The sequence below is a fragment of the Corynebacterium argentoratense DSM 44202 genome (assembly GCF_000590555.1).
GTDB lineage: Bacteria > Actinomycetota > Actinomycetes > Mycobacteriales > Mycobacteriaceae > Corynebacterium > Corynebacterium argentoratense.
The window spans coordinates 1891475-1914704 of record NC_022198.1; the positions used below are offsets into that span (position 1 = coordinate 1891475).

General features: G+C 59.6%; 22 protein-coding genes and 1 tRNA gene. 9 read left to right on the top strand and 14 right to left on the bottom strand.

Annotation, left to right across the window (positions count from 1 at the left end; translation table 11 throughout):
- Positions 1–4: 4 nt before the first annotated feature.
- The 4 genes from CARG_RS08815 to dcd are packed head-to-tail and all read right to left on the bottom strand — an operon-like array spanning position 5 to position 2613.
- On the bottom strand, positions 5–613 hold the full coding sequence (locus CARG_RS08815) for an ABC transporter permease (RefSeq protein ID WP_456151388.1): 609 nt from the start codon (positions 611–613) through the stop codon (positions 5–7).
- Complete coding sequence (locus CARG_RS08820; protein ID WP_021012303.1) at positions 610–1236, bottom strand: ABC transporter permease; 627 nt, start codon at positions 1234–1236, stop codon at positions 610–612. Before CARG_RS08820 ends, CARG_RS08815 begins: the two co-directional genes overlap by 4 nt.
- Position 1237: 1 nt before the next feature.
- Complete coding sequence (locus CARG_RS08825) at positions 1238–2053, bottom strand: ABC transporter ATP-binding protein (protein ID WP_021012304.1); 816 nt, start codon at positions 2051–2053, stop codon at positions 1238–1240.
- A complete protein-coding gene (gene dcd, locus CARG_RS08830; RefSeq protein ID WP_041747821.1) occupies positions 2050–2613 on the bottom strand; it encodes a dCTP deaminase in 564 nt (187 codons plus the stop codon). Before dcd ends, CARG_RS08825 begins: the two co-directional genes overlap by 4 nt.
- 43 nt (positions 2614–2656) lie before the next feature.
- Between dcd and CARG_RS08835 the strand changes: the two genes are divergently transcribed.
- Complete coding sequence (locus tag CARG_RS08835) at positions 2657–3367, top strand: DedA family protein (RefSeq protein ID WP_046204487.1); 711 nt, start codon at positions 2657–2659, stop codon at positions 3365–3367.
- On the opposite strand, the gene CARG_RS08840 is transcribed toward CARG_RS08835, so the two are convergent.
- Positions 3339–3803 carry a GatB/YqeY domain-containing protein gene (locus CARG_RS08840; RefSeq protein ID WP_041747825.1) on the bottom strand — a complete coding sequence of 155 codons (465 nt, stop codon included), beginning with the start codon at positions 3801–3803 and terminating at the stop codon, positions 3339–3341. The two genes, CARG_RS08835 and CARG_RS08840, sit on opposite strands and share 29 nt — an antisense overlap.
- 31 nt (positions 3804–3834) lie before the next feature.
- On the opposite strand from CARG_RS08840, the gene CARG_RS08845 reads away from it, so the two are divergent.
- Both CARG_RS08845 and CARG_RS08850 read left to right on the top strand, forming a co-directional pair.
- Positions 3835–4302 (top strand): hypothetical protein, encoded by a 468-nt coding sequence (locus CARG_RS08845; protein ID WP_144198626.1) that lies wholly within the window; start codon positions 3835–3837, stop codon positions 4300–4302.
- Between the two features lie 21 nt (positions 4303–4323).
- The gene (locus CARG_RS08850; protein WP_021012309.1) at positions 4324–5352 is read left to right on the top strand and encodes an acyl-CoA thioester hydrolase/BAAT C-terminal domain-containing protein; all 1029 of its coding nucleotides are present in this window, start codon (positions 4324–4326) and stop codon (positions 5350–5352) included.
- Positions 5353–5865: 513 nt separating this feature from the next.
- Here CARG_RS08850 and CARG_RS08855 read toward each other — a convergent pair.
- The 3 genes from CARG_RS08855 to CARG_RS08865 form a co-directional block, all read right to left on the bottom strand.
- Positions 5866–5939: transfer RNA gene (locus CARG_RS08855), tRNA-Gly, on the bottom strand.
- Positions 5940–6028: 89 nt separating this feature from the next.
- Entirely contained in the window at positions 6029–8086 is a 2058-nt protein-coding gene (locus CARG_RS08860) for a YhgE/Pip domain-containing protein (RefSeq protein WP_021012310.1), read from the bottom strand.
- A complete protein-coding gene (locus tag CARG_RS08865; RefSeq protein ID WP_021012311.1) occupies positions 8083–8874 on the bottom strand; it encodes a hypothetical protein in 792 nt (263 codons plus the stop codon). Before CARG_RS08865 ends, CARG_RS08860 begins: the two co-directional genes overlap by 4 nt.
- Before the next feature lie 155 nt (positions 8875–9029).
- Here CARG_RS08865 and CARG_RS08870 point away from each other — a divergent pair, with 155 nt between their 5' ends.
- Positions 9030–10076, top strand: a complete 1047-nt coding sequence (locus CARG_RS08870) for a TDT family transporter (RefSeq protein WP_021012312.1) — start codon at positions 9030–9032, stop codon at positions 10074–10076.
- 4 nt (positions 10077–10080) lie between these two features.
- Here the strand turns inward: CARG_RS08870 and CARG_RS08875 are convergent, their stop codons facing one another.
- The gene (locus tag CARG_RS08875) at positions 10081–11715 is read right to left on the bottom strand and encodes a VanW family protein (protein WP_021012313.1); all 1635 of its coding nucleotides are present in this window, start codon (positions 11713–11715) and stop codon (positions 10081–10083) included.
- A gap of 6 nt (positions 11716–11721) precedes the next feature.
- Complete coding sequence (locus tag CARG_RS08880; protein WP_021012314.1) at positions 11722–12864, bottom strand: glycoside hydrolase family 3 N-terminal domain-containing protein; 1143 nt, start codon at positions 12862–12864, stop codon at positions 11722–11724.
- An 87-nt stretch (positions 12865–12951) separates the two neighbouring features.
- Here CARG_RS08880 and CARG_RS08885 point away from each other — a divergent pair, with 87 nt between their 5' ends.
- The 3 genes from CARG_RS08885 to CARG_RS08895 are packed head-to-tail and all read left to right on the top strand — an operon-like array spanning position 12952 to position 15870.
- Positions 12952–13404, top strand: a complete 453-nt coding sequence (locus CARG_RS08885) for a universal stress protein (protein ID WP_041747831.1) — start codon at positions 12952–12954, stop codon at positions 13402–13404.
- Positions 13405–13418: 14 nt separating this feature from the next.
- The gene (locus CARG_RS09945) at positions 13419–13580 is read left to right on the top strand and encodes a DUF2613 family protein (protein WP_160291997.1); all 162 of its coding nucleotides are present in this window, start codon (positions 13419–13421) and stop codon (positions 13578–13580) included.
- Positions 13555–15870: an alpha-(1->3)-arabinofuranosyltransferase domain-containing protein gene (locus CARG_RS08895; protein ID WP_236620189.1), complete on the top strand. Its 2316-nt coding sequence runs from the start codon at positions 13555–13557 to the stop codon at positions 15868–15870. Before CARG_RS09945 ends, CARG_RS08895 begins: the two co-directional genes overlap by 26 nt.
- On the opposite strand, the gene CARG_RS08900 is transcribed toward CARG_RS08895, so the two are convergent.
- Together CARG_RS08900 and CARG_RS08905 are read right to left on the bottom strand one after the other, a co-directional pair.
- Entirely contained in the window at positions 15767–17104 is a 1338-nt protein-coding gene (locus CARG_RS08900; protein WP_021012318.1) for a hypothetical protein, read from the bottom strand. The two genes, CARG_RS08895 and CARG_RS08900, sit on opposite strands and share 104 nt — an antisense overlap.
- 4 nt (positions 17105–17108) lie before the next feature.
- Complete coding sequence (locus CARG_RS08905; protein WP_021012319.1) at positions 17109–18266, bottom strand: DUF3068 domain-containing protein; 1158 nt, start codon at positions 18264–18266, stop codon at positions 17109–17111.
- Positions 18267–18296: 30 nt separating this feature from the next.
- Between CARG_RS08905 and CARG_RS08910 the strand changes: the two genes are divergently transcribed.
- A complete protein-coding gene (locus tag CARG_RS08910; protein WP_041747146.1) occupies positions 18297–19280 on the top strand; it encodes an acyltransferase family protein in 984 nt (327 codons plus the stop codon).
- On the opposite strand, the gene CARG_RS08915 is transcribed toward CARG_RS08910, so the two are convergent.
- Positions 19207–20301 (bottom strand): glycosyltransferase family 4 protein, encoded by a 1095-nt coding sequence (locus CARG_RS08915; RefSeq protein WP_021012320.1) that lies wholly within the window; start codon positions 20299–20301, stop codon positions 19207–19209. The genes CARG_RS08910 and CARG_RS08915 overlap by 74 nt on opposite strands.
- An 82-nt stretch (positions 20302–20383) precedes the next feature.
- On the opposite strand from CARG_RS08915, the gene CARG_RS08920 reads away from it, so the two are divergent.
- Complete coding sequence (locus CARG_RS08920) at positions 20384–21106, top strand: class I SAM-dependent methyltransferase (protein ID WP_052331985.1); 723 nt, start codon at positions 20384–20386, stop codon at positions 21104–21106.
- 50 nt (positions 21107–21156) lie between these two features.
- On the opposite strand, the gene CARG_RS08925 is transcribed toward CARG_RS08920, so the two are convergent.
- Entirely contained in the window at positions 21157–22986 is a 1830-nt protein-coding gene (locus CARG_RS08925) for a phosphoenolpyruvate carboxykinase (GTP) (RefSeq protein ID WP_021012322.1), read from the bottom strand.
- Positions 22987–23230 lie beyond the last annotated feature (244 nt).

Here is a 23230-nt window from a genome sequence, read left to right on the forward strand (position 1 = left end):
TTTCTTAAACCTTCCGCCCCTTCAACACAAGCGCGAACAGACCATCAACCACCAGTGCTAACACCGTCACCATGACGGCACCTTTGAGCATCAGCGGGTAATCGCGCAGCGCCATCCCATCCAACAAGTACCTGCCTAAACCTCCAAGGCCCACGTATGCGGCGATGGTGGCGGTTGCAATAACCTGCAACGCACACGATCGGATGCCGCCCAGGATCGTCGGCAATGCCAGCGGCAATTCCACCGACCACACCACCTGGCGCGTGTTTAGGCCCATAGCCACCGCGGCGTCAACAATCGGGCGCGGAATCGACACCACTCCCGACTGCGCCGCTGCCAACACCGGCGGAACCGCCAGCACCACCAGCACGATCGTCGACGGCACCAAAGGCATGCGCACACCCAAGGGCAACGCGAGGGTCAGCCACGTCAGCAAACCCAACGTCGGTAATGCGCGCAGCACCCCAAAGACCGCCAGCATCACATTGCGGCCCCGACCCGAATGCCCAATCGCCACGCCAAGCGGCAAACCGATCAGCACCGCAAAGCCGACGGCCAGCGCAGAGTAACCGACGTGCTGGCCCAACACCTGCAGCTCATTGCCCCACTCTATGCCCACGGCAAACACACCTTCCCCACTGCGATTAGCACGGCGTCAAACACCGCAGCCAGCACGGCCGTCAGCACCACGCCGACGATGATCTCCGCCGGATAGTCACGCGCGAACCCGTCCGTAAACAGCGTCCCTAAGCTGGTCACGCCGATCAGGGCACCCACGCTGACCAAACTGATCGTGCTGGCGCTCACCACCCGCAGGCCTGCCAACAGCACCGGCCCGGCCAGCGGCAGCTCCACCATCAGCACACGCTTCCACAGCGGATAGCCAACGGCGATCGCCGCTTCCACTGGCTGCCGCGCCAAGCCGGCAAACGCATCCACGGCGGTGCGCAGCATCAGCGCAACACCGTACAGGCTCAGTGCAATCATCACGTTGTAGGGCGACAGCACAGACGTGCCCACGATCAGCGGCAGCACGACAAACAGCGCCAGCGAAGGGATCGCGTACAACACCCCCGATGACGCCGCGGCCACCTTACGCAGCCACGCATTCCGCGCACCCAACCAGCCCAATGGCACCGCTACCAGCGCAGATACCAGCACCGGCGGCCATGACAGCGCCGCATGCTGCCACAGTAGATGCGCCAGGTAGTGCAACTGTTCGGTGCTTACACTCATATCAAGCGTCCCCCTGGACGAAAGCTGTCACGCGCCCGTGTCTATCAACAATGACGTCGCGACCGTCCCTGCGCTGCACAGACACGACACGGTCCTGAACGCCGACGAAGTCCGCTACAAAGTCATTAGCTGGTTGTGTGATCAGTTCTTCTGCGGTTCCGGCTTGCTCGATGCGCCCCCTCTGGCCGAGTAGGACAATCTGGTCCCCTAGTAAAAAGGCTTCTTCAATATCGTGTGTCACCATCACGATGGTCTTGTTCAGGCGGCGCTTGAGGTCCAACACCTGGTTTTGCAGGTCTCGGCGCACCAGGGGATCAATGGCACTGAAGGGTTCGTCCATGATCATGATTGCTGGGTCGTCGGCCAGAGCGCGTGCGATCCCGACGCGTTGAGCTTGCCCGCCTGACAGTTCCCTCGGGTAGCGCTTCGCCAGCGCCCTATCTAGACCGAGATCATCCATCAGTTCGAAGGCGCGCTCCCGGCACTGAGCTTTGGGCACTTTGTTCAACCGGGGCACTGTACAAATATTGTCGAGCACGGTTCGGTGCGGCATCAGGCCAGAATCCTGCATCACGTAGCCGATCCGCCTGCGCAGCCGCACCGGATCTTCCTCCGCACTATCCGCGCCGTCAATAAGCACCCGGCCAGACGTGGGCGTCACCATCCGGTTGATCATCCGCACCAAGGTGGTTTTACCCGACCCAGAGCTGCCGACAAACACCGTTGTCTGGCCGCGGGGAATCTGGAAAGAGAAATCCTCGACGGCGGGAGCCGCAGCCCCCGGATACTTCTTAGATACGTGCTCGAAAACAATCATCGGAAATTCAAATACGCCTTTGACGGAGTCGGGCCGCGCTGCCCCTGGTACTTAGAGCCCAAGCTACCTGCACCGTACGGCGTTTCTGCGGGGCTGGACATTCTGAACAACGCCAGCTGGCCGACCTTCATCCCCGGCCACAGCGTGATCGGCAGGTTCGCCACATTCGACAACTCCAAGGTGATGTGGCCGGAAAAACCGGGGTCGATAAAGCCTGCGGTGGAGTGCGTCAGCAAACCCAACCGCCCCAAAGAGGACTTGCCTTCCAGGCGACCCGCGAGGTTAGCCGGCAGGGTGAACTTTTCTAGCGTCGCCCCCAGGACGAACTCGCCCGGGTGCAGCACGAAAGGCTCATCCTCTGCGACCTCGACCAGGGTGGTCAGCTCATCCTGCTGCAGCTTCGGATCAATGTGGGTGTAGCGGGAGTTATTGAACACCCGGAAGAAGCGATCCATCCGCACGTCAATGCTGGACGGTTGGATGAGCGCGGCGTCAAAAGGTTCAATAACCAGGTCGCCGGCGTCAATAGTGGCACGAATATCACGATCAGAAAGAAGCACGTCCACCAGTCTAACCAACCAACCCCTGGTAATGTGGCTTGCGATGTTAGAAACACTGCTGCTCGCCGCACCGGATACGGGAAGTTTCGGCTTGAGCGATATCCTGTATTACTTCAAACACGTCGATGAGATGCTCATCGCGCTCGGCCCTTACGTGCTGGGCATCACCTGCCTGATCGTCTTCATTGAATCAGGTGTGCTGTTTCCCTTCCTCCCCGGCGACTCCCTCATTTTCACCGCCGGCCTGCTGCACGACAAGCTGGGCCTGAACCTGTGGGTGTTGATGTTCAGCGTGTTCTTGTGCGCGTTGGCAGGTGACCATGTTGGTTATTTCCTTGGCCGTCGCTTTGGTCGCAAGCTGTTTAAGGACAACGCGCGCGTGCTTAAAACCGAGCACCTGCGTTCCGCCGAGGCCTTCTTCGAGAAGTACGGTGGTGCGGCGCTGGTCATGGGGCGTTTCGTTCCGATCGTCCGAACTTACACCCCCCTGGCTGCAGGCATCGCTAAATTCCACTACCCCCGCTACCTGCGCTGGGATCTGCTCGGCGTCTCCCTGTGGGGTCTGGGGCTGACCTTCCTTGGTTCTCGCCTTGGTGGCATCGACTGGATCACCAACAACATCGAGGTGTTGGCGATGGTCATCATCTTTGTGTCGTTGCTGCCGGTGATGATCAAGGGCCTCCAGGGTTACATGAAGAAGCGCCGTGGAGTGGCCGCCGCAGCAGCTACTGCAGAAGTTCCCGAACAGCAGTAGACACGCGCTTGCCGTCAGCCCGGCCGGCAACCAACTGTTGGGCTTGTTTCATCACGGCCCCCATCTGTTTCATGGTGGGGGCCGCACCTGTGTCTGCTTCGACTGCGGCGATCGCCTGATTGATGACGTCGCGGAGCTCGGCGTCATCAAGCTGTGCGGGAAGGAATTCTTCCAGCACCTTTGCCTCGGCTAGTTCGTTGTCGGCTAGTTCCTGGCGGCCGGCGTCGGTGTAAATCTGCGCTGACTCGTGGCGTTTTTTCGCCTCGCGTGCCACCAGTTTGAGGAATTGTTCCTCGTTAATGTCGTGCTTGGAGCCGGAGGTTTCTTCGACGATCACTGCGGCTAGCAGCATGCGCAGTGTTCCGGTGCGTACTTTGTCACCGTTTTTCATCGATTCGATGATGTCGGCCTGGAGGTTGTTTTTAATTTTGCTCATGCGCTGATCATACTGTGGGATACTGTGCTGCGTGAATCTTTCCGCTAAGCGCACGAGTTGGCTTGTCATTGCGGTGTTTGTCCTTGGTGTGGGGGCGCTGTTTTCTTTAGTGTCCGGCAGTGAATCCGTCGGGGCCGCGCGGCGTCGCATCGTTCGGGCCAAGGCGCTATTTGGTCGGGGGAAGGTCAAGGCCAAGCTGCGGGAGCATTTCCTGGAAAGGCACGTTTCGGCTGAAAATATTGACGTCGCGTTGGCGAAAGTCCGCAAGTTAAGCAAGGCGTCTGCGGTGCCGCCGCTACAGATTGTGCTGGAGGTGGTCGAACGCAGCCTTCACGAGAACCTGACCCACGCAGCGTTTGGAGCGCTGGTGGCTGAGCGGGTCAATGAGATCAACAAGGCGCTGGGTGTAAGGCCCGCCCGGCCGCGGCGCCACCTACAACTATGCGCCCAAGACGCCCACGGTGGCAAAGCCCCGACTGGCATAATGGATCGCACTTAGCCCCTCAACGAGAGGAACACCATGCGGATCCTTAAGCGCACCGTCATCGTCCTGTTGGCGGTGGTAGTTATCCTTGCCCTCGGCATTGTTGCCGCACGCTTGTACAACAACCACAAGTACCCGGCCACGCATAGCGCTGAATATTTCAAGGATCCCACCAACCTCGATGCCTACCCACAAGAGCTCGACGGTGTAGAAATCACCCAGGTCAACGACGGCACGCTGCACGGTTTCCATCTCAAGCCGAAAGACAAGAAGCACCCCGGCGTGATTGTCTCCTACGGTGGCTCCGAGGGAGCTGCCGGTTTCGACGATGCAGCAATGCTCGCCGCCGAAGGTTACGAAACTTTGGCGGTGTTCATGTTCGGGATGGAGGGCCAGCCTGCTGCTTTAGCTGAAGTGCCGCTGGAGCAGTTTGACGACGTTCTCGGCTACATCGATAGCCACACTGATGGTGGCCCCATTAGCGTGATCGGCGCGTCTAAGGGGGCGGAGTACGCCCTCAACTTGGCCACCAAGTATGACGAGATTTCTGCCCTGGTGCTGCGCGCACCCTCGGCCTACAACTTTGCGGGTTTGGATTTTTCCCAAGACAGCAAGTCGTCGTGGACGTGGAAGGGGCAGCCGCTTCCTTTCATCGATGTTAGGACTTCGAACGGGGCGGAGTTTGTGTCTAACGTTCTGCTACCGATGATTACCGGAGCACCCATTGAGTACTTGCCGACGTATGTCTCTGCAGTTGAGGAAGATAAGGATCGTACTTCCAAGCTGATTCCTGTGCAGGACACCTCGCCTGCGATCCTGCTGATTGCTGGCGGTGACGACAAGATCTGGGACAGTGCTGGGGCTGCGGAATTGATTCACAGTGAACGCCCGGAAAATACGCTTGTGAAGGTCTACCCTGATGCTGGGCATATTTTTTCCGGTAACGGCGTGCTGAGCACCCCGAAGCTGCGTATGCGGGTGGGTGGCACAGAAGAAAGTAACGCTGCGGCTGCTAAGGACAGCCAGGAGGCGATACTCGATTTCCTCTCGCAGCACCTATCCTGACAATGAAGCACTACCCCCATTTGAGGCCTGCCCCTCAGCTCGAGACAAACAGGCTTTCACTTGGCTCCTAGCCGCCAGCACCGTCAGCGGGTCGCCACGATCTCGAAGCCAAGAACAGGTTACGTTCATCAAGGAGCTGAGAAGCGCGGAACCCAGCCTAGACCTTAAAACTGCTACCTACCTCGCCCAAGCAGCGGCAAAGGCTTCGTAACGGAAGCTCCCGACACAGGGTCATCACCCCGCCGCTGGACTAGGCACTAGTTTCCGCCTATGAGTTCGGTCTAATTTCAAGTAATCCTGTATCTAGAATCAGATCCAAAAAATCGGATGTTGTAGATACGGACGGTTTGGCGAATTTACGTCCGTTTCAATTTTTAGCGCTCTAGCCAGCTATTTTTTAGCGTGCCCACATTCTTGCCCACATTTTTTGGTACGCCTTTTTATGCTCTGACCTGCGGTTTAAGATCCCACAGCAAAGAAAAGGCCCTCTAAAACTGCAGTTCTAGAGGGGTTTGGAGCCGATGACGGGAATCGAACCCGCGCCGCCTGCTTGGGAAGCAGGAGTTCTACCATTGAACTACATCGGCAAATCCGTAACTACAAACGCTCGGACAAAAAGACGATACCCCGCCCGCAGTGATTTTTTCAAACACCGCAGGCAGGTTGCGCATCACCCCTAAAGGTTAATGGCAGGGTGCAGACGCTTCATCGTCCACATGCGGTCCCTCCTAGCACACAGTGCAGTGAGGAACAACGCCAACCCAGTAATCACGGCCACGGCAAACAAAGCTTGAGCCAAGCGGTGATCAACGTTGCCGTACATCAATTGCCTGAAACCATTAACCGAGTAGGTCATTGGGTTAATCGGGTGCAGCCAAGCAAAGATCTTCGGCTCTGTCTCCACCGGGTAGAGGCCACCAGATGCCAGGATCTGGAACATCAACAGTGACATCGCGGCAACCTTGCCTGGTCCTGGGCCAAGCGCGACGTTAAGCATCTGGTTAACTGCAGTGAACATAATGGACACGGCCATAGCGAACAACAGCAATCCGATGGGGTACTTCGGATCCATCCCGACGCCGAAAATGGTCACCGCCACCACGACGGTTGCCTGCAGAATCGAAATGAGGCCTGCGGGGAAAAGACCGTCCAGTGTCGCACGCAAGGGGGCCACACCGCTGGCGACAGCACGGTTCTGCATGGGGCGCAGCAACAAGAAGATGATGATGCCGCCGATGAACAGCGCCAGGGAGAAGAAGAAGGGGGCCAGGCCGCCACCGAAGGTGTTGTTTCCGGCTTCGTTAGTTTGCTGCAGAGCGACAGGTCCTCCGAGGACGCTTGCGGTGTGTTCGCGTTGCGCGGTGCTCCACTGCGGTACGGCTTCGGATCCTTCCCGCAGCTTGGTGGACAGGGTGCCTGCACCGTCGTCGAGTTTCTTGGCGCCTTCGTCTAGCTTGCCCAAACCACCAGACAGTTTGGTTGCTGCTTCCGCGAGCGGAACAGTGCCCTCTGCCTTCAGTTTGTCTGTGCCTTGGGCTAGCTGGTGGGCACCGTCATTGAGTTGAGTGATGCCTGATTGCAGCTCGCCAAGCTTGCCTGGGAGCTGACCTGTGCCGGAATGCAATTGATCGAAACCGCTGCGAAATGGTGCGTTCGGGTCTGACAGCTGGTAGGCCAGTTGGCTTGTCCCACCCGCCAGTTGGTTGATTTGCTGGGTTGCGGGAGCGTTGGCGCCAAGGCCTTGCGTGTCGAGCTGGTAGGCCAGTTGGTCGAGCTGTCGCACTGCGTCTGCGGTGCCGGCGACTCCGCGCAGCTGGTTGGCCAGCTGGCGTACCTGTGCCGATGCATTTGTCTGGGTCGCGGTGACCTGGTCAAGCTGGGTCTTCAGCTGTTGGACACCGTTGTTGATCTGCGTTGCGCCAGCACCGAGTTCATCAACGCCGCCACTGAGCTGGTCAACGCCGGTAGTGAGTTGCTGGAGTTTCACAGTGGCGCTATCGACGCCATCAGCGAGGGTTTGTGTGCCATCGGCGAGTTTGTGCGCGCCGGCGCCGAGTTCACCGAGTTTTTCGTCTACGGTTCCTGCGCCGGTGGCGAGTTTGTCTGCGCCGGCGGTCGCGGTGTCGAGCCCCTGGGACAATTCACCTGCACCTTCAGCGAGTTTCCCTGCACCATCGGCAGCCTGGGTTAGGCCTGTGCCGGCACTCTGAATTCCAACGAGTACCTTGTCAATAGCTTGGCTACCGATTTCTTCTGAGATCACCGGCAGCATGGTGCGCATGACGTTCTCACCGATCATCGTGGAGAGATAGCCGTTGGTGTCGTTGTAGGTGGTTTTGATGACGGCTTGGCGGGGTTCGTCGCCTGCCGGCGAGGCTACTGCCTCGGAGAAATCTGGGGTCAGCTCGACAACGAAGTAGTATTTGCCGTCTTTGACTCCGTCCAACGCGTCCTGTTTGGACACGAAGTCGAAGTGGATTTCGTCTTTACCTTTGAGGTTGTCGACGATTTGGTCACCTGCGTTGAGTTTTTCACCCTTGACGACGGTGCCTTTGTCTTCGTTGACGAAGGCGATGGGTAGTTTGTTGACGTTGCCGAAGGGGTTCCAGAAAGCCCAGAGGTACAGCGCCGAGTACAGCAGGGGCATGAGGATGATCGCGGCGATGGCGATGCGTCCGAGTTTTGTGCGGCCGAAGCGTTTGAGTTCGGTCCCTAGGTTAAATCCGGAGATCATTTCTTTCCCTTAAGGTGCTCGAGGCCGTGTTCTTCTGGTTGTAGGTGTGCGGCGTCTGTGAATAGTTCGATTTCGGTGGCGTCGCCGGCGATGTCTGGTGGTAGTGGGTTGACGGCGTTGACTACTACGGGGATTTTTTGCGCGAGTTGATTGAGGATGCTGATGAGTACCAGGCGGTCTTCTGTTTCGTGGACTTGGTCGAGGTCGTCCATGATGAGCATGCCGATTTCGCTGTGGTTCGCGGGGTGCAGGGCGAGCGCCAGGCGGATGAGGATTCGGTCGAGGCTGCAGATTTGGCTGACGTATGCGTCGAGTGGCGGCAGGCTTCGGGTTCCGAATACGGGGCTGCAGATTTCCTCGTAGTAGTCCTGTGTTGCGCGTTTCCGCACGGAGATCCATGGGCGTGACCAGGCTCGGTGTTCGCCGAAGACGGTGCTGATTTTGACGTCGCGGTCCAGCTGGTCGATGTCTTCGACTCCGGCGATTGCCACGTGTTTGCGGATCTCGCTGGGTTTTGTGTGTCCGAGTACTTCGAGGGTGCCGGTTTTGGGTTTCATGCGACCGGAGATGGTTAGTGCTAGTGCGGTTCGTCCGCTGCCTCCGCGTCCGGAGAGGACGGTGAGCCCTTCGCCGGGGATTTCTACGTCGAGTGGCCCGTAGACGGGACCTTGGTCGCCGACGACGGAGATGCCGTGTGCGGTGACTGCGGGTGGGACATTGGTGGGTGTGCGTCCGTGTGTTCTTGTGTTGTTGGCGGCGGACGGCCCGTGTCCGGTTGTTGTCTGCATGGATCCCTACTCTACATAAGCGGAGGGTCTTCTTCCACTTATTTCGTTTATTGCCACTGAACTGTATAAATATTACTCACAACACTGTCCTATCTAGGTTTACTTTATGGGTGTTGCTACCGATGTTCGCCCCGCGGGTGGAGCATACTGTCCGAGTGAAAGAAAACCTGACTCCGAACTGGTTTGCCAGCGTGATGGGCACCGGCATCGTGGCGAATGCCGCGGCTGCTCTTCCTACCGACAACGCAGCGTTGCGTGCTTTTAGCGTGGTGGTGTGGTTGGCGGCGAGCATGTGGCTGGTCGTTCTGTGCGTGTTGACAGCTTTGCACTGGATTCAGCATCGCGACGTCGCCCGCACCCATCATCTTAACCCCCTGATGGCGCACTTTTATGGCGCTCCGGCTATGGCTTTCTTGACTGTCGGCGCTGGTACGTTGACGGTGGGCGAACCCTTCCTTGGGCACACTGCTGTGATTATTGACGTCGTGTTGTGGTCTGTGGGCACCGCGTTCGGCGTATTCACTGCGGTGTTGATTCCTTTCCTCACCTTCACTAGATACGAGATGAATGCTGACAGCGCTTTTGCTGGTTGGTTGATGCCTGTGGTCCCGCCGATGGTCTCCTCGGCCACGGGCGCACTGTTGGTTCCGCATGTGGGTAGCGCGGCGACGATTTTGTTGTTTGCTTGCTATGCGATGTTCGGCCTCAGTTTGTTTGCTTCCATCGTCATCATCACGATTGTGTGGAACAAGCTGGCCCACCACAAGGTCGGCGCAGCCGGCGCGATCCCAACACTGTGGATCATCTTGGGCCCCCTAGGCCAGTCGATTACTGCGACGAACAACCTGGCGAACCAGGTGCATTTCACGTATCTCAGTGACACTGTGGCAAAGGCCTTCGAGGCTTTCGCACTCGTCTACGGCCTGCCGACGTTAGGCTTTGCGCTACTGTGGGCGTGCATCGCGGCGTCAGTAACTATTAAAACTGCGCTCGAGGGGCTTCCGTTTAGTTTGACCTGGTGGTCGTTCACCTTCCCGGTGGGCACATGCGTCACCGGGATCACGGGCCTGGCGATCCACACGGGCTCGGCCACATTGTTGGTCATGGCCTACGCCAGCTATGTGGGTTTGGTGTCAGCGTGGCTGTTGGTTGCCGTGCGCACCTTCAGGTTCACCTACGCCCAGCGGTCCAGCCAACTGTAAGTTTTTAGTTCACGCACTTCACGATGGGGGCGGGGTCGTACTTGGTCGTCGTGGTGGTGCGTGAAATTTCGCGCCCATCAAGACCTGTCACAACCCGAGTGTCGGTGGTGGTGAAGCCCGGCACCCCAGACGATGGGCTACAGTCTGGTCCGTGGACTTCGACGGTATTCGGCTGGGTCGGGTTGGTCCACGCACCGGGGATGGACTGAACGTTGACGCTCTTGGTGCCGATCAGGCTCACGGTGACCGTGCTGTCGTTAGCCGAGGCCCGAATGATCACCGGGTTGAGGGTCGTGTTCTTAAACTGCAGGTCAATGGCACCTTCGTACACGGTTGCTTCGCGCCCCGCGGGGTAGCGCGAGATGTAGTAGCTGTGCGGAGTGTGCGCGACGTCATCCATCCCTGCAAAGTACGCAGCATTGTAGAGGGTGGTGGCGAACTGGCTGATTCCACCGCCAACGGCCTTGTCTGCGCGGCCGTTGAGGATAATGCCGGACTCCACGAACCCTTGGGCGGTACCCCGCGGCCCCGTGTAGCCGTTGAGGCTAAACGTCTCGCCCGGCGCGACGACCGCCCCGTCCACCATTTGGGCTACGCGGCGAATGTTCACGCCTGAAGCGGAGCTGAACCCTCCGGTGGTGAATTCTCCGACGGTGTTGTTAAAGGTGGCTTTTTCGGCCATTTCGGTGGTGTATGTTGCGGGCTTGTCAGTGTAGGTGACGTCGAATTCTCGCGGTGCGTCCCCGATGATGTGGTTGGGGAGGTCCTCGAGGTTCCATTCAATTTTGACGCCGTCGCTGCTGGGGATGACGGTGGGTTTGCCGCTGACAAGTTTGAAGGTGGCGTTTTTCAGGGGCCGTTCGCTGAGGGCGAGGCCTTCCATGAGGATGTCGCGGGCGCGTTCGGCGTCGAGGTCGGGGCGCAGTTGGCCGCCTTCGGGGATGAAGTGCAGTATTTCCTGCATGCGGCCGGGGGTGATGACGCCTTGGGCGTCGCGGCCTTTGGCGATGACGTCGCTGCTGGTTGCTTTGTCTGCGATGGCTTGCGCTGCGGCGAGGGCGTCGGCGCCGATTTCTGGCGGGTCGACGATTGCGTCGATTGTGACGGGGGCGAGCCAGCCGCGTTGGAGTTTGTCGGCGAGTTCGTCTTGGTCTACGTGTTGGCCGTCGACTGGTTGGGTGGGGCCGGTGGCAAGGTCGAGTGCTGCGTTGGTTGGTGCGGCGGTCAGTTGTTGCGCCAGTTGGGTGACTGCGGGGTTGAAGGTGGCGGTGTTGACGACGCTGACGACCCCCACCTCGTGGGTGTTAAACAAGCTGCTGATGCGCGCTACGGGGTTGAGGCGTGGGGTTCCTGCACGCTCGATTGTTGCGGGAAGGTCGAGGCTCAGTCCTGACGCCGCGGGATTGAACTCTGCGGTTAGGTTTCCGGCTGTGACGGTGATGGGGGCGCTGGTAGGTAGTTGTTCTTGGAGGATTTTTTCGGCTTGGGGTTTGCTCATCCCACCGATGTTGACCCCGGCGACCGTGGTGCCGCGGGGTACGCGGTCTTTCATGACGGCGACGTCAATGCCCCATGCGGCGGCCCCGACGATGCCGATGCCGAGCAGGGCGCTTAATGGGTAGACCTTCCAACGCTTCACAGGGGTTTACCTTAGTGAGCTGCAGGAATTAAGTCCAACGTCTGCTTGTGCTCGGGTGGCTTTGTCGCGAAGTTGTTGCGCGGTGATTTCGCCGCGGTCGACAGCATCGGTGAGTGCTTGCGCTGCGGCCGGAAGTTGACTCGAGTCAATCCATAACGCGACGTCAGCACCCGCAATGATGGCTTGTGCTGCAGCTTCTGGCAGGGGGAGGCGTTCGGAGATCGCGCGCATGCCGGATAGGTCATCGGTGTAGATGGTGCCGGTAAACGGTGGTCCACCGTAGTTTCCGCGGCGTAGGAGTTCGTAGGCGGCGGGGTTGATTGTTGCCGGTTGGTCACCTAGCCCTGGGACATCGAGGTGGCCGAACATGATGGCAGGCTGGCAGTGTTGGAGGATGGTGGCGTAGGGGGTGAGGTCTTCGCGCAGCAGGGCGTCTAGGGGTGGGGTGGTGACGTCGCCGGTGTGACTGTCGCCGCTTGCGTGTCCGTGTCCTGGGAAGTGTTTGAGTACGGGCTGGACTCCGGCGTCGGCGAGGCCTTGGACGAAGGCTGCACCGTAGGTGGCAGCGATGGTGGGGTTGTCGGAGAAGCTGCGGTCGCCGATGGCTCCGTTGGGGTCTCCTGCGTCGAGGTCTAAGACGGGGGCGAAGTCGACGTTGATGCCGGCGTTGTGCAGACGTGTGCCTAGGTCGTAGGCGGTGTTTTGGACTTGTTGCGGGGTCATGGTGGCTGCCATCACCCGTGGCGAGGGGAGGTTGCCGAACAGTGCTGGTTGGCGCACGACTCGTCCCCCTTCGGCGTCGATGCTGACTTTGAAGGGCCGGCCGATGGCTTCTTTGAGTTGCGGGAGTTGTTGAATGAGCGCTGGGTCTGTCCAAAAACCGATGAAGATGCCTGCGGCGCCTTGGTTGAGCACGTTCAGTGCGTCGTCGTAGTTGTTGACGCCGACCATCAGCACGCCTGCGGCTTCGTAGGTGCTTATGTCTGCCGCGGGCGGTGCCGGCGGTGCGGCCGTGGTGTGTGTGATGGGTGTGGTCGCGGGCTGGTTGTCCTGGGTCGATAGGCTCAGTGTGATGGGTGTGGCGACGAGGGCGGCTGCCGCGATGCCGATAGCTGCACGTAGCGCGTTGTGCTGTGTAGTGTTGCGCATGCCGACCTCCTTTCGAACTGAGTCTAGTTTAGGGTGGTAGGCAACAAGTTTGTGTTGTCGTTAAAGGAGTGTGCTGTGGCTACTACGATGCTTGTCGCTTTTGATGGGTCGGATGAGGCCCGGCATGCCGTTGAGTATGCTGCGCGTTTGTTGACGCCGCGTCATGTGTTCATTCTGACTGCGTGGGAGCCGTTGCATCGTCAGGCAGCGAAGGCTGCTGGTGCGACGGGTTTGCATCAGGTGTCGTGGAATGCGGTTGATGAGATGGAGGATCCTGCACGGGCGGAGGCTTTGTCTGTGTGCCGCGAGGGGGTGGAGTTGGCTGAGTCTTTGGGTCTTACTGCGGAGGCGCATTTGGTTGAGTCGACGACGGCGATTTGGTCTGCGATTGTTGACGCCGCGGATCAGTTGCGGCCTGATGTGATTGTGTCGGGTACGCGTGCGGTGACGGGGTTGAAGTCCTTGTGGCAGTCGAGCACTGCGGACAACGTTATTAATAATGCGGGTTTGCCTGTGTTTATTGTGCCGCCGCTGGACTGATAGGGTGTTGTGTTGTGAGAGTAATTTTGGCGAGCGCAGTGGTTGGTGCTGCTGCGGCGGTGGCGTTGGTGTTCGGTGTCGCTTCGGTGGCGTCGGATAATTCTTTGCCTGATGATCGCCCGATTGCTAACGAGGATGCGCTTCTTGGGAGTGCCGAGTACGGCAGCCGTCAATAGGCTGCCGCTGACACTTGCGGTGCCCTTGTTGGGGGTGCTGTGTTTTCTTCAGTCACCGGGGTTGACTGTTGCGGATACTAAGCATGATTTGGTTGCGGATCCGTGGCATTTTCTGAAGCATGCTTTTGATGTCTTTCCTGTTCAGAATCAGGCGTATGGGTATGTGTTTCCGCAGGGGTTGTTTTTTGCTTTAGCGGATCCGTTGCCTGATTGGGTGGCGCAGCGCTTGTGGTGGTGGCTGGTGCTGTCGGTGGGGTATGTGGGGTTTTTCCGGCTGACTGGTTCTTCGGTGGCCTCTGTTGCGTATGTGTTGTCGCCGCATACAGTTGCTACGTTGGGGGCGATCTCTTCGGAGACGTGGCCGATGATGGTGGCGCCGTGGGTGTTGTTGGCGTTCATTCGTCGGGGTGACGGTTGGGCTGTGCCGTTGTGGGGTTCGGTTGTTGCTGCGGGGTGTTTGGGTGCGGTGAATGCTGCGGCGTCGGTGGCTGCGTTGGTGCCTGCGGCGTTGGTGGCTGTGTGGGGTGTGGTGCGTGGGTGGGTTCCGTGGCGTCGTGTTGTGTTGTGGGGCGGCGAGGTTGTGTTGGTCAGCCTGTGGTGGTTGGTGCCGCTGTTCCGTTTCGCGAAGGTGGCCCCGCCGTTTATGGACTATATCGAGTCGGCGTCGGTGACGACGGCCCCGATGAGCGTGCTTAATGTGTTGCGTGGTGCGACCAGTTGGGTGCCTTTTGTGTCGTGGGAGCGCGCGGCGGCCCATGAGATGGCGGTGCAATCGGAGTGGGTGTTTATTACTACTGCGGTGGCGGTGGTGGGGTTGATCGGTTTGGTGCGTGCGCGCTCTCCGTGGCTGCTGATGTTGGTGGTGGGGGTTGTACTGTTGGTGGGTTCGCGTTTTGTTCCGTCGGTGTTGGATGGGCCGTTGGTGGCTTTTCGCAACGTGCACAAGTTTGATTTGTTGGTTCGTATTCCGCTGTGTGTTGGGGTGGGCATCGGGTTGAGCCGGTGGGCTCATTCAGCTGTGCGTAGCGGTGTGCTGTTGTTGGTTGTGTTGGCGGTTTCTCCTGCGTGGACTGGGCGTTTGGCCCCGTTGGGTGCTTACGAGCGGGTGCCGGGCTATTACCAGGAGGCTGCGGATTACATCAATGCCAATGCTGTGGGCACGACGCTGATCACTCCGGCGGCGCAGTTTGCTCGGCAGGATTGGGGGTGGACTCGTGATGATCCTTTTCAGCCGTTGTTGCGTGTTCCGTGGGTGCTTCGGGATGCTATTCCGATTGTTGAGTCGGAGGATATTCGTCAGCTTGATGGTGTGATGGCTGTGTTGGGAGACGAGTCTGTGGAGCCTGTGGATGCGGTGCGGGCGTTGCGGGCGTTGGGTTTTGGCATGGTTGTGGTGCGTCATGACCTGGATATGTCTGCGGTGGCGCAGCCGTCGTTGTGGGTGGCGGATTCGGATTCTCTTTCGCGGCGTTTGGTTCGCGCGGGTGTGCCTGTGAAGCATTTTGGGCGTGTTGACGTCGCGGTGTTGGGGGATCCTGTGGACCTTCCGGCTTGCTCGATGCGGGGTGCGGGTGAGGCTGTGGCGTTGGTGGCTGCACTGTATGGCCAGCGATGTGTTCCTGGGGCGTCGGGGGATGTTGTGACTGATACGCCTGCGTTGGTGGGGCGTGATTTTGGGGATCTCGGGCGCCCGTCGGAGTTTTTAACTGGGGGTTCTCCGCGGGATTATGCGAGTGTGGCGGATCCTGTGCCTGCGGTTGTTCGTGGTGAGGTGCGTGCGTCGCAGCCTGGCTACACGGCAGCAGTTGATGGTGATGTGGAATCTGCGTGGGAGCCTGTGGGCCCGGCGTGGATTGAGTTGCGTAATGCTGCGCCTGTGGTTGCTCCTTGGGTGGAGTTTGTTGCTTCTGGTCGTGGTGTGGTGTGGTTCGAGTCTGATGCTGGGCGTGTGAGTCGGTTGGTGTCTGATGGCGAGCGGGTGCGCGTGCGTGTGCCTGGGCCCAGTGATCGCGTGCGGGTGGGGGTTGATGGTGTGGGTGTTGCGGATGTGCGTTTTGCTGATGTAGATCGTTCGGTGCGGGTCGATGTTCCAGTTCAGACGCGGGCGGTGTTGTTGCAGCGGGTGATGGTTCCGGAGGCGTCGTTGGAGCGGACGCTGGTCATCCATGCGCCTATGCGGGTGCGTATCACGAGTGATGTGGGCTCGTGGGTTGAGGATGTGCAGCCCGGCGAGTTGCGTATCTCCAGTAGAGCGCACTGGATGCTCCTAGAAGTATCCACCAGCATGTGAGTGCGATTCCGAGTGTTGGGGTGGGTGTTGGTGTTGGTCCGAGGTCGCGGATTGTGCCGTCACGCTCGATGACGACTCCGATGCCTGCGTCGCGTAGGTGTTGGTCGTCTGCTTGTTGGGCCCATTGGTAGCGGGGGGTGGGTGGGTCGATGGTGCGGCCGTCGACGCTGAGTTCCCCGGATTGGACGGTGTTGAGTATTTTGCTTCGTGGGTCGACGACGACGCGTTGTTGGTAGGTGACGATCCCGTTGGGGCCTTTGATGAGCACTTCTCTTCCGTGGGCTTGGGTTGCGAGTTGCTGCCAGCTCTGTGGGTAGTCGATGGGTGCGAGTGCGGTGAGTTGTGCGGGTGCGCCCCAGGTGCCGGCTAGGGCGAGTGCGGCTGCGGCGATCTTCATGGTGTGCTTGGTGATGGTGTGTGCGCCGTGGATGAGTAGTGGTGTTGCGAGGGCGAGCATTTTGGTGGAGTCGCGGAGGATCCAGGGCCCGGGGATGAGTGCCGCTGCGATGCCGATGGCGGCGAGTAGGAGGAGTTTTCGGGTGATGACGTCGCGGGGGCGAAGGTGGGCGAGGATGATGATGGTCAGCAGTGCGCTGGCGATGGGGAGTCCTGCGGCGACGGCGTCGGTGTTCCAGATGCCTCGCATGCCTAGGGCTGTGAGTAGTTCGCCTGCTGGGGCGTGGATTTGGCTGCGCAAGATGAAGGCGTCGGTGGGTGGGCTGGTGGGGTGGTTGATGAGTGTGGGGATGAGCCAGGGGGCGGACAGAGCTAGGGCTGCTAGTGGAGTTCTCCAGTTGCGGAGTTGCCCTTGGCAGATCCAGGCGGTGAGTGCGGCGAGTATGCAGCCGGTGGGGGTGATGGATGCGAGCCATAGGTAGGCCCATAGGCTGGGGTGCTGTTTCAGTGCGCTGTGTGCGATGGCTGGTAGGAGCCAGATGCAGATGACGAGGGACCAGTGTCCTTGGAGGAGGCGTTCGATGACCAGTGGGTTGCAGATGAAGACTAGTAGTGCCAGTGCGGGGTTGGGGCCGCGCCATGCTGCGCGTGCTCCGGCGAGCAGCGCGACCGTCATGAGTATGAGGCACAGCCACGGGGCGGGTGCGAGGATTCCCCAGAGGGCGAGTACTCCGTCTTGGGGTGCGTTGCGTGCGGGGAGGTCGCCGGTTCCGAAGTTGTCGGGGCTTAGGGCTGGGTGGGGTACGACAACCCAGTCCCGCCAGGCGAATCCCCACATGGTTTTAGCTGGTGGTTCGTCGGCTGCGGTAGATGCTGTAGGCCGCCCAGAGGAGCATTGCTACGCCTAGCAGCAGGCTGATGTATCGGGCGGTGGCTAGCGCTTTAAGTTTGGTGCGGCCTTCGGTAGCTTTGCTCGTTTGTGCGTCTTGGGTGTCACTGTTCCATTGGGCGTCGACGCGTAGTGCGGTGCGGTAGGGGCTGACTTCGCCGGTGCGTACAACGGTGTCGGCTTCTTCTGGGGTGGAGGCGAAGAAGTAGTGGAGTTTTTCTTGCCCCATGACGATGACGCCGGTGGTGGGTTCGACGTTGAGGGTGCGTTCAACGGTGTAGTAGCGGGTCATGACGATGTTGTCGTCTGGTTTGAGGCCGCGTTCTTGCAGTTCTGAGGGGCTGTACCAGCGTCCTGCGGTGCTGCGCATGCGTAGTCCTGCGAGGGCTGCTTTTTCTTTGTCTGTGACGTTGCCGTCGCGGGTGAAGACGCCTTGGATGGCGTCAAACATGTTCACTGCGTCGAGTTTTTGGGTGTATGTGTAGGTGTTGACGTCGTGTCGGGTTTCATCGTCCAGGTAATCGATGGGGTGGGCGGTTTGTGCTGTGGTGTCGAAGTAGGGGTAGGACTTGCGTTCGGAGTGGAAGGGGAATTGGTATTGGAGGCCTTCGCGTTGGAAGGCTCCGGTGGAGTCGTCGAGGCCTAGGTCGGGGGCGACTGCATAGAAGGTGGAGTCTTCTTTGGGGTAGGCGCTTCGGCGGTCGAGGGTGACGGTGTCGACGGTGGCGGAGATGAGTGCTTCGGCTTCGTTTTTGTCGAGGCGCATAAGTACGTTGCCGGCTCGGAGGGTGACGAGCTTTTTGTCGGAGGGTTCGACGGTGGAGATGTTACGGACGCCTTGGACGGGGGTGTTGCCGATGAAGCATTTGGTGGGCAGATCGCCTTCTGCTGTGCAGTCGGGGTCGTTTTTGTACTGGTCGAGGGCGGTGTTGGTGGCGAAGGCGCGGGCGTCGAAGAGGGTTGCTGTGGTTTCTTCGGTGACGGTGCGGCCGCCGGCGTCGAGGGGGATGACGCGGAGGCGGGGGACGAGGACTGTGGGGATGAGGATAGATAGGACGAAGAGGAAGGTCCCGAGTCCCACGAGGATGCGCTGTGGCGCCGTTGCCGCCATGCAGTCCGCCTTTCGACTAGTTTTTATACAGTGTACAAACCACCTTACAACCCCAGCCTTGATGGGCTGCGCGCCGTGGCGAGCATGGGTGTGTTGTTGACACATACGTCTTTTCAGACCGGCCATCGTCTGCCTGAGCGTTTTGATTTGTTCGTGGCGGTCTTTTTTGTACTGAGTGCGTTTGTGCTGTCGCGCGGCGGCTTCGGCCCGTATGGGGAATATGCGATTAAACGCGTGCGCCGCATCATGCCTGCTTACCTATTGTGCGTCTTGGTTGCTTTCGCGATCTATCCCCAACCGTGGTCGGTGGTCGTGTCGACGCTGACGTTGACGCAGATTTATGTGGGCTTGGCGCCGGGCATTACTCACCTGTGGTCGCTGTGCGTGGAAGTGGCGTGGTACGTGGTGTTGCCTTTTGCCTCCCGAGTCCCTTCGTGGCTGTTGATTGCGCTGGCGTGTGTGAGCTTGGGCTGGGATTGGGTTCCTTTTGGGCCTAATCCGCAGATCATGCCCCCAGCGTTTACGTCGTGGTTTATGGCTGGGATTATTCTGGCTCGTCTTGAGGCTTCTCCCCCACGGTGGTTGGTGGCTGTGGCACGCAGACGGTGGCCGTTGTTGGGGCTAGCTTTGGCCGCATTGGTTACCGCCACAATCGTGGGTCCGCACGGTTTGGTGCACCCCTCGCATACTCAGTTTGTTGCGCGGATCGTGTTGGGCACCGTGTTTGGTTGGTGCATAGTCGCACCGTTTGCGCTCGCACCAGGGGGGCTTCTGGCCTCGAGACCCATGCGTTGGGTGGGGCTGCGCAGCTACTCGCTGTTTCTCTGGCACCTACCGGTGCTGGCGTTGGTCTTCCCGGTGTTGGGCATAGCGCCGTTCACCGGCCACTTCTTCGTGGTGACGCTTGCGACCATCGTGTTGTCCTTGTGGGTCAGCGATATTAGCTACCGGTTGGTGGAGCAACCGTTTTCTCGAGGAGCTTTTCCCACTGTTCCCCGGTTTTTTCCCAACTGAACGTGGTCGCGCGGATGCGGGCAGCATCCCCGAGACGGTGACGCAACGCGGCGTCATCAAGAAGACAACGGGTACTGGTGATCAACTGGGCCTTGTTGTCGACCAGCAAGCCGGTGGTGCCGTCGATGATGGAATCCTGAAGCCCACGCGAACTGTGATAACCGACCGTCGGCACACCATGCTGCGCCGCCTCAATGACCGCCAACCCCCAACCCTCTTTGCGGCTTGGAAGCAGGTGAATATCCGCACCATCGAGAAGTTGATGCTTGCGGGTTTCGCTGACGTGGCCGTGAAAAGTGACGCGATGGTCAACCCCCAGATCGACTGCGTAGGCTTTGAGTTCGTCTTCCCACCAGCCACTGCCAATGATATCGAGGTGGGTGCTGTCGATCGCGGCGAGGACATCGAGTGCGTGTTCAATATCTTTATGCGGCACCAACCTGCACAGGGTGACCAGCCTGTGGGGATGACTTTTTTCCACCCCCTGCGGCGCGGCCGGGACAGGATCGATACCGTTGCGGATAATCGTGATGCTAGGAACACCGAGTTGCGCGAGTTCGTCGGCGCTGGGCTGTGAGACGGTGACGATCGTCGTGCTGCGATGCACCCGCGGCGACACAACGGATTCTAACCACCAGCCGATACGAGACAGTACGGGGCCCGCGACTGGCCATTGTTCACGGTGACAATGGTGGGTGAGCAGGATGACCGGCTTTGTTGTGAACAGTCGGGCGAAGAAGGGGACACCGTTTTGGGTATCAATAACGACGTCGACGTCGCGGTAGCGCTGCAACACAATCGCTAACTGTGCGCGAAAGTATACGCCGAATTTGCCGCCCGCACGGATGTACGTAACCCCGTTGCGTTGCTGCTTTCTGAGTGCACCTGGGTGCTTCGCGCTGCGGTAGGTGACCTGGTGTCCGTGTGCGGCGAGGTATTCGGCGACGCGTTCGAGGTAGCGTTCACTGCCGCCGCCTTGGGGGTGGGTGCTGTCTCGCCAGCACAACATGAGCACCTTCATAAGCGTTAGGCTACCTGGTGTGGTTTTTACTTTCGTATCGGATCGATTGTGCGCGCCGCTAGGCAGGGTGGCAGCAGTGGCGATGCTGCGTCGTTCGTGGCGCTTGTTAAGGTCTTTCTCTTTCGAGCAGTCGGATCCTGGACGTTTTTACGGGCCACTCGCGGAGGATACCGCGGAACTGATCGTGGCTATCGCCGCCGACATGGAGGTATCGGGGGAACCTGTTGCAGTGCTTGATGTCGGGGGTGGTCCGGGGTATTTCCATCGGGCTTTTGCTTCGCGCGGCATGGACTACGTGACGGTAGAGCCGGATGTTGGCGAGATGGCTGCTGCGGGGATTTCGGTGCCGGCGAGTGTTCGGGGCTCCGGCATGGACTTGCCGTTTCGGGACGAGTGCTTTGATGTTGTGTACTCGTCGAATGTGGCGGAGCATGTGACCAAACCCTGGCAGATGGCGGATGAGATGCTGCGTGTGACGAAGCCGGGCGGGGTGATGGTGTTGAGTTACACAGTGTGGCTAGGCCCTTTTGGTGGCCACGAAACAGGCCTGTGGCCGCATTATGTGGGCGGTGATTTTGCGCGACGTCGTTATGAACGTGTGCACGGCCGGCGCCCGAAGAATGTGTTTGGTGAGTCCCTGTTCGCGGTGTCCTGTGCACAGGGGTTGCGGTGGGGTCGGCGGCAGGGGGCAGTGTTTTTTCCGCGCTACCATCCGTGGTGGGCGTGGTGGGTTGTCCGCGTGCCGATCCTGCGGGAATTCTTGACCAGCAACCTGGTAATTGTGGTGAAAAAGAAAGGCGGGTAACGGCTCAATTGAACCATTACCCGCCTATCTTGACCTGACGCTAATTAATCTTACTTGGTTGCGTTACGAATGCGCTGCTTGAGCGCTTCGAACTGATCCCACACTTCACTCGGAACCTTGGGGCCGAGCTTCTTGAGCCATGCCTCGTTGTCGTCGATGTCGCCAGCCCATTCGGAGGGGTGTGCACGCAGTGCTTCGCGCACATCGTCGACGTTGATGTCGAGGCCATCGAGGTCGAGGTCTTCGACGTTGGCGGTGTGGCCTGCGACGGTTTCGCGGGCGTCGACCTTGCCTTCGATGCGGTCGACGATCCACTTGAGGACGCGACTGTTCTCACCGAAGCCGGGCCAGAGGAAGCGACCGTCGTCGCCGCGGCGGAACCAGTTGACGAGGAAGACGGCGGGCATCTTGTCGCCGCCCTTCTTGCCCATGTTGATCCAGTGCTGCAGGTAGTCACCGGCGTTGTAACCAATGAAGGGCAGCATGGCCATGGGGTCGTGACGCAGGGAGCCGACGGGGCCTTCTGCTGCTGCAGTCTGACCGGATGCCAGGAGGGCACCGATCATGGTGGCGTGGTTCCAGTCGTATGCCTGGGTGACCAGCGGGATGGTGTCGGGGCGGCGTCCACCGAAGAGGATGGCGTCGATCGGCACACCCTTGGGGTCGTTGAAGTCCGGGGTTGCGACGGGGCACTGCTCGAGCGGCACGCAGTAGCGGGAGTTCGGGTGGCTGGACAAGGACTCGGAGTCGGAGGTCCAGTCGCGGCCGAGCCAGTCGATGAGGTGCTCCGGCTTGCCTTCGAGGCCTTCCCACCAGACGTCACCGTCGTCAGTGAGTGCAACGTTAGTGAAGATGGTGTTGCCCGGTTCCATGGTCTTCATGGCGTTGGGGTTGGAGGCGTAGTTGGTGCCGGGTGCGACACCGAAGAAGCCGTTTTCGGGGTTGATCGCCCAGAGGCGGCCGTCTTCACCGAAGTGCATCCAGGCGATGTCGTCACCGACGACCTCTGCCTTCCAGCCCTCGATGGTGGGCTCGATCATGGCCAGGTTGGTCTTGCCACAAGCAGAGGGGAATGCTGCGGCGATGTTGTAGGCCTTGCCTTCGGGGCTGGTGAGCTTGAGGATGAGCATGTGCTCTGCCATCCAGCCTTCGTCGCGAGCCATGACGGAGGCGATACGCAGCGCGTAGCACTTCTTAGCGAGGATGGCGTTTCCGCCGTAGCCGGAGCCGAAGGACCAGATCTCACGGGTTTCGGGGAACTGGGTAATGTACTTGGTTTCGTTGCAGGGCCACGCGACGTCCTTTTCGCCTTCGGCCAGGGGTGCGCCGACGGAGTGGAGTGCGCGGACGAAGTCGCCGTGGTCACCGATCTTGTCCAGTGCGGCCTTGCCCATGCGGGTCATGATGCGCATGGAGAGTACAACGTACGCGGAGTCGGTGAGCTGAACGCCGAGCTTGGGGCTTTCGGCGTCGATGGGGCCCATGCAGAAGGGAACCACGTACATGGTGCGGCCCTTCATTGCGCCGCGGTAGTGCTCGGTCATCTCGGCCTTCATCTTGACCGGGTCGACCCAGTTGTTGGTGGGGCCGGCGCCTTCTTCGGTCTCGGAGCAGATGAAGGTGCGGGATTCGACACGGGCGACGTCATCGGGGTTGGAGCGCGCGAGGAAGCTGTTGGGTCGCTTTTCTGGGTTCAGTCGGATGAGGGTGCCGGCCTCGATGAGCTCTTCTGCGAGGCGGTCGGCTTCTTCCTGGGAACCGTCAGTGAATACGACTTCGTCGGGCTGCAGCAGTTCGACTGCTTCAGCGATCCAGGTGAGCAGTTCGACGTTGTTTGTGGGGGCTTGGCCTTTGAGGCCGGGGATGGTGACAGCGGACATCGCTTCTCCTGACATAGTTGGTTCTCAACGTTTAAAAGGGTAATCGCTTCTCTACAGCACCCGCATGGCCTTTTTTGAGACACTGTTCACACAGTCCTATGACCTGTGCACTTTCTACTATGTGCGACATGTTTTTGGCCTAGTTTTTCGTTTTATCACCCCCGATACGGGGGTGCTGCGCCGCTCCGAACAATCACAACGCGCCCCCGGTTTTTCAACGCATTGAACTTTCCGCTGAGCGCCC

What these genes read in the sequence shown, in the direction of transcription:
- CARG_RS08820 (WP_021012303.1), bottom strand. Translation starts at nt 1,236, where the DNA reads ATGAGTGTAAGCACCGAACAGTTGCACTACCTGGCGCATCTACTGTGG.
- CARG_RS08825 (WP_021012304.1), bottom strand. Translation starts at nt 2,053, where the DNA reads ATGATTGTTTTCGAGCACGTATCTAAGAAGTATCCGGGGGCTGCGGCT.
- CARG_RS08835 (WP_046204487.1), top strand. Translation starts at nt 2,657, where the DNA reads ATGTTAGAAACACTGCTGCTCGCCGCACCGGATACGGGAAGTTTCGGC.
- CARG_RS08840 (WP_041747825.1), bottom strand. Translation starts at nt 3,803, where the DNA reads ATGAGCAAAATTAAAAACAACCTCCAGGCCGACATCATCGAATCGATG.
- CARG_RS08850 (WP_021012309.1), top strand. Translation starts at nt 4,324, where the DNA reads ATGCGGATCCTTAAGCGCACCGTCATCGTCCTGTTGGCGGTGGTAGTT.
- CARG_RS08860 (WP_021012310.1), bottom strand. Translation starts at nt 8,086, where the DNA reads ATGATCTCCGGATTTAACCTAGGGACCGAACTCAAACGCTTCGGCCGC.
- CARG_RS08865 (WP_021012311.1), bottom strand. Translation starts at nt 8,874, where the DNA reads ATGCAGACAACAACCGGACACGGGCCGTCCGCCGCCAACAACACAAGA.
- CARG_RS08880 (WP_021012314.1), bottom strand. Translation starts at nt 12,864, where the DNA reads ATGCGCAACACTACACAGCACAACGCGCTACGTGCAGCTATCGGCATC.
- CARG_RS08885 (WP_041747831.1), top strand. Translation starts at nt 12,952, where the DNA reads ATGCTTGTCGCTTTTGATGGGTCGGATGAGGCCCGGCATGCCGTTGAG.
- CARG_RS08900 (WP_021012318.1), bottom strand. Translation starts at nt 17,104, where the DNA reads ATGTGGGGATTCGCCTGGCGGGACTGGGTTGTCGTACCCCACCCAGCC.
- CARG_RS08905 (WP_021012319.1), bottom strand. Translation starts at nt 18,266, where the DNA reads ATGGCGGCAACGGCGCCACAGCGCATCCTCGTGGGACTCGGGACCTTC.
- CARG_RS08915 (WP_021012320.1), bottom strand. Translation starts at nt 20,301, where the DNA reads ATGAAGGTGCTCATGTTGTGCTGGCGAGACAGCACCCACCCCCAAGGC.
- CARG_RS08920 (WP_052331985.1), top strand. Translation starts at nt 20,384, where the DNA reads ATGCTGCGTCGTTCGTGGCGCTTGTTAAGGTCTTTCTCTTTCGAGCAG.
- CARG_RS08925 (WP_021012322.1), bottom strand. Translation starts at nt 22,986, where the DNA reads ATGTCCGCTGTCACCATCCCCGGCCTCAAAGGCCAAGCCCCCACAAAC.